Source organism: Okeania sp. (genome assembly GCF_983059655.1).
This window is the reverse complement of sequence record NZ_CEZPJD010000584.1, coordinates 1-5,128: the sequence shown is the minus strand read 5'-3', so window position 1 is coordinate 5,128 and position 5,128 is coordinate 1. Positions and strand designations below refer to the sequence as shown.

Annotated in this window: 2 protein-coding genes; both read left to right on the top strand. The window is 34.2% G+C overall.

Annotated elements, in window-relative coordinates:
- Nucleotides 1-47: 47 nt before the first annotated feature.
- Nucleotides 48-671, top strand: coding sequence for a hypothetical protein (locus AC3DU7_RS24620; RefSeq protein ID WP_488041929.1), 624 nt, complete (start codon nt 48-50; stop codon nt 669-671).
- Nucleotides 672-747: 76 nt separating this feature from the next.
- A partial coding sequence (locus tag AC3DU7_RS24615) for a response regulator (RefSeq protein ID WP_488041928.1) occupies nt 748-5,128 on the top strand: 4,381 nt, incomplete at its 3' end.

Below are 5,128 nucleotides of genomic sequence, written 5' to 3'. Positions count from 1 at the left end.
TGGTTTGATATTAATCCAATTTTAGAAGGTGCGGAAGAATTAAAGTTATGAATGAGTTAAATTTATCTTTTGAGAGTTCTGATAATGAGCGATCGCTTGAAGATATAGCATGGACAATTGAAATGTCTCAGGGACAGTTTTGTTTGATATTAGCTGTATGTGACTCAACTAAGTTGCGCGATAATATGGCACAAAAATTACAAGAAATTTGCCCAAATATAGAAGAGATTGTTCTCAAGTCATCAGATATTCTAATTTATCCCCAACTTAAGGATATAAACAGTCAAAAATATCCATCAGCAATTATGGTTCGTGGTTTTGAATCAGTTACAAAGATTGATCGAATGTTAATTTCTCTGAATCAAGTAAGAGAAGATTTGTGGAAGTCTTTTAAGTTTCCTGTAATTTTATGGATTAATGGGGAAATTGCAAAAAAAATGATTCGACTTACTCCAGATATTGAGAGTTGGGCAAGCATAACTAATTTTAGTAGTTTTTCTGGAAAACAGGTTGATTATCGACCAGAAAGGGTAGATAGATTTAATCATAATCAAGGTTCTGGAGATAGCGATGGATTGAATAATAATAATAATTTTTTAATTGAGTTGTTTTTGAGATTTTATGTTCTTCAGGACTTATGCAAAGCAACCAGGTTTTTAGGATTATATTAATTAGTTTTAAATACAAAATTACGAGCTATTTTTTATCAGAGTAAACTATCAGTTTTAATTGGATTTCAAAAACTAAATGGAAGGCTTCCTAGAACTCATCCGAAAAATTGCGATCGCTGTGCTTACGATTACTGTGCTTGCGAGCGCTGTGTTCGTGATCGCTGTGCTTACAATCACTGTGCTTGCAGCTATTTTTCAAGCTATTGCCAATTTTTTACTAATTCTGATACTAATTCTGATTATTTTTCCCGTGCTTCTATACTTTTTATCTTTGGTCAGAGAATTCGTAGCACCTATCTTGGTAGATAAGGGTATAGAACTAGCCAAATCTGGTAATGTAGAGGCAGCTATATCTGCTTTTAAAAAAGCTTTAGCACTAAATCCTAATATCTACCTTTATATTACGGGAAAAACTAAAGAAACATCTCTGGAATCCTGTGCCAAAAAATTAGCAGCATCTACAAAATTAGCAACATCTACCAAGATAGATGAGGGAACCAAGCTAGCCAAATCTGGTAATGTAGAGGCAGCTATATCCGCTTTTAGAAAAGCTTTAGAACTAGATCCTAACAGCAACCTTGATATTACAGGAAAAACCCAAGAAACAGATCCGGAATCCTTTGCCAAAAAATTAGCAGCACCTACCAAGATAGATGAGGGAACCAAGCTAGCCAAATCTGGTAATGTAGAGGCAGCTATATCCGCTTTTAGAAAAGCTTTAGAACTAGATCCTAACAGCAACCTTGATATTACAGGAAAAACCCAAGAAACAGATCCGGAATCCTTTGCCAAAAAATTAGCAGCACCTACCAAGATAGATGAGGGAACCAAGCTAGCCAAATCTGGTAATGTAGAGGCAGCTATATCCGCTTTTAGAAAAGCTTTAGAACTAGATCCTAACAGCAACCTTGATATTACAGGAAAAACCCAAGAAACAGATCCGGAATCCTTTGCCAAAAAATTAGCAGCACCTACCAAGATAGATGAGGGAACCAAGCTAGCCAAATCTGGTAATGTAGAGGCAGCTATATCCGCTTTTAGAAAAGCTTTAGAACTAGATCCTAACAGCAACCTTGATATTACAGGAAAAACCCAAGAAACAGATCCGGAATCCTTTGCCAAAAAACTAGCAGCATCTACCAAGATAGATGAGGGAATCAAAATAGTCAAATTTGGTAATGTAGAGGCAGCTATATCTGCTTTTAAAAAAGCTTTAGAACTAGATCCTAATATTAACCTTGATAGTACAGTAAAAACTCAAGAAACAAATCCAGAATTCTTTGCCAAAGAGTTAGCAGCACCTCAGAAAATCGTAGAAGGAATAAAGCAAGGAAAATCTGGAAAACCTGAAGAAGCAGTAGCCATTTTAAGAGAAGCACTACAATTGAACTCTGGTATTGATATCTACAAACATTTAAGTCAATTCAATAGTGGGTTAGATCAATGGGCAGATCAAGTTTACAATTCTTTGGAAGAGAAAGAAAAACCAGTTGCTCTGCGTATTTTCTGGGAACTTGTCGAGAAAAGTAAAGTTAATTATGAATTCAGGGACGCTATTTTAGAAGATTTACCTAATCCAGAGCAATCTCTGGAACTTTTACAGCAAGTGACAGGCAAGTTGGCTGACGAAAAAAATAGATTAATTACCATAGGAATTAGCATAAATACTAGGAAAAGAATTTTATCTATTACATATAAACCTTTGTTGGATAGTTGGATAACTTTACAAAAATGGCTCAAAGATTATCAACTTGTAATAGAAGTAACATTGGAAATTGAAAGGGTAGCTAAACGTTGGAAAAAGGACCAAGATAATGATGATTGGCTATGGCGAGGAACACAATTAGTGGAAGCGGAGAATTCTTTAAAAGAACATGGGCATTTAGGACTATTAAAAGGTTTTGGTTATGAATTTATTGAAGCTAGCAAAGAGTTAAGACAAAAACAAACAGAGGAAGAACGTAGTCGATTAGAAGTTGTCAATAAACAATTGGAAAAATTTAATCAACTTAAAGATGAATTTTTAGCTAATACCTCTCACGAACTCCGAACACCTCTCAACGCTATAATTAACCTGGCGGAGTCAATGATAGATTCTCCCACTGATCGACTATCAGAATCCCAGAAAAGCAATTTATCTCTTATTATTTATAGTGGTTCTAGACTAAACTATCTTATTAACGATATTCTAGATTTTTCCAAACTTAGAAACAAGGATATTCAACTTCAACAGAAATCAATTGGTATCAAAGAAATCACTGAAATAGTTATTACCCTAAATCAACCTTCAGTGAAAAATAGCGCCTTGAAACTGATTAATTCTATTGATGATAATTTACCCCCTGTATATGCTGATGAAAATCGTCTGCAACAAATTCTATTCAACCTTATTGGTAATGCCATTAAATTTACTGAAAAGGGTAAAATCGAAGTATCGGCAAAATTGGTTTCTGAGAAAAATCAGAGACAATTAGCAATTACTATTTCTGACACAGGTATTGGTATTTCAGAAGATAAATTAGATAGTATTTTTGAATCTTTTGAACAAGCAGATGGAACTATCTCCCGTGAATATAGGGGAACAGGTTTAGGTTTAGCAATTACCAAACAACTTGTTGAGTTACACGGTGGCAAAATTGGTGTAGAATCAGTGCTTGGAGAAGGTTCCCGCTTTACCTTTACTTTGCCTGTGTCTGAGAAACCAGTAGAAAAAATAGGCACTTCACCAATTTTATCTCCAGTATTACAGACAGTAGATGTAGACCAAATAACCACAACTATTAACCAAGTATTATCTACAGATAGCAATTCTTACCAAATTTTAGCAGTTGATGATGATTCTGCTAATCTTATGGTACTTAATAATCATCTGTCAAATCAGAATTATATTGTTACTCAGGCTACTAATGGTCAAGAAGCATTGAAGCTCCTTGAGAAAGGTTTCCGACCCGAGTTAATTTTACTGGATGTGATGATGCCAGGAATGACAGGTTTTGAAGTCTGTCAAAAAATCCGGGAGAAGTTTACGTTGTTAGAAATACCTATTATTCTAGTAACTGCAAAAAATCAAATTTCTGACTTAGCTGAAGGATATCAAGCAGGTGCAAATGATTATCTAACTAAACCTTTTTCCAAAGATGAGTTATTAGTAAAAGTTAAAACCCATATTCGCTCCTCTAAGGCAAATCAAGAAATCCAAGATGAGTTAAACCAAGTTAAAAAACATCCTAGTTTACTCAATATTAGTCATTCCTCTGCAGTCGAGTCAAAGGATAAATTTTTTACCTTAGCAAAAAATAAGGATTCCAGCAAGAATAATTCGGGAAAAGTTCTGATTGTTGACGACAATTTCACGAATCTAGCACTACTTAATCGTCATCTTTCCAATAATAACTATTCTGTGAATCAAGCTTCTAATGGACTAGACGCGTTACAAATTCTAGATAAAGGTTTCCAACCTGATTTAATTTTACTGGATATAATGATGCCAGAAATGACAGGTTTTGAAGTTTGTCAAAAAATCCGAGAGAAGTTATCACCTAATGAACTCCCTATTATTTTTCTCACGGCGGTAAGTGACATTGATGGCTTACAAAGATGTTACGATTTAGGGGCAAATGATTATCTAACTAAACCCTTTTCTAAAAGGGAATTATTAGCACGAATCAAAACTCATATTAGCTTAAAAAAGAAGAATCAGGAAGTTCAAGAACAGCGTCTACGAGCTGAAATTGCTGAAATTGAAACATTAATCTCTTTATCTCAAGCTCGTCTATTATCTGATGATTGGTTGGGTTCTTTAGTTGCTGTTTTTCAAGGAGGTAAAAAGTTACAAAATGTGCAAGTTTTACCCGATCTAAAAATGAAAGTAACTTGCCAACTCAGACAAGTAGTTGAGAACATTTCAGAGAAAAATTGTTTCCAATTTCATACAGCTAAAGTTAACAAAATTATCTTTAGTCCAGACGGTAAAACTTTAGCTTCTGCTAGCAATGATGGAACAGTAAAACTCTGCCGATTAGATGATAGTTCAATAGTTACTCTTGAAGGTCATAATAATCCAGTGACTAGCGTTAGTTTCAGTTTCGATAGTCAAATATTAGCTTCTGCAAGTCAAGACAATACAGTAAAACTCTGGGGATTAGATGGTAATAAACCCAGAACTTTTCAAAATAAGGGAAATAAAGTAATTTTTTCTCCTAATGAACAAATATTAGCTTCTACTAGGGAAGGAACAATAAAGTTTTGGCAAGTAGATGGTACTGAATTGCAAATCACCCCTGATTTAAAAGTAATTGAAGACTTAAGTTTTAGTTCGTTCGGACAGATTTTAGTTTGTGCTACTGAAGAAGGTATTAAACTGTGTAAATTAAACAATCCTAATATACTAAGCATTCATTCTGATAAAGATTGGGTAACAAGTATTAGTTTTAGTTCTAATGGAAAAAGTTTAGTTT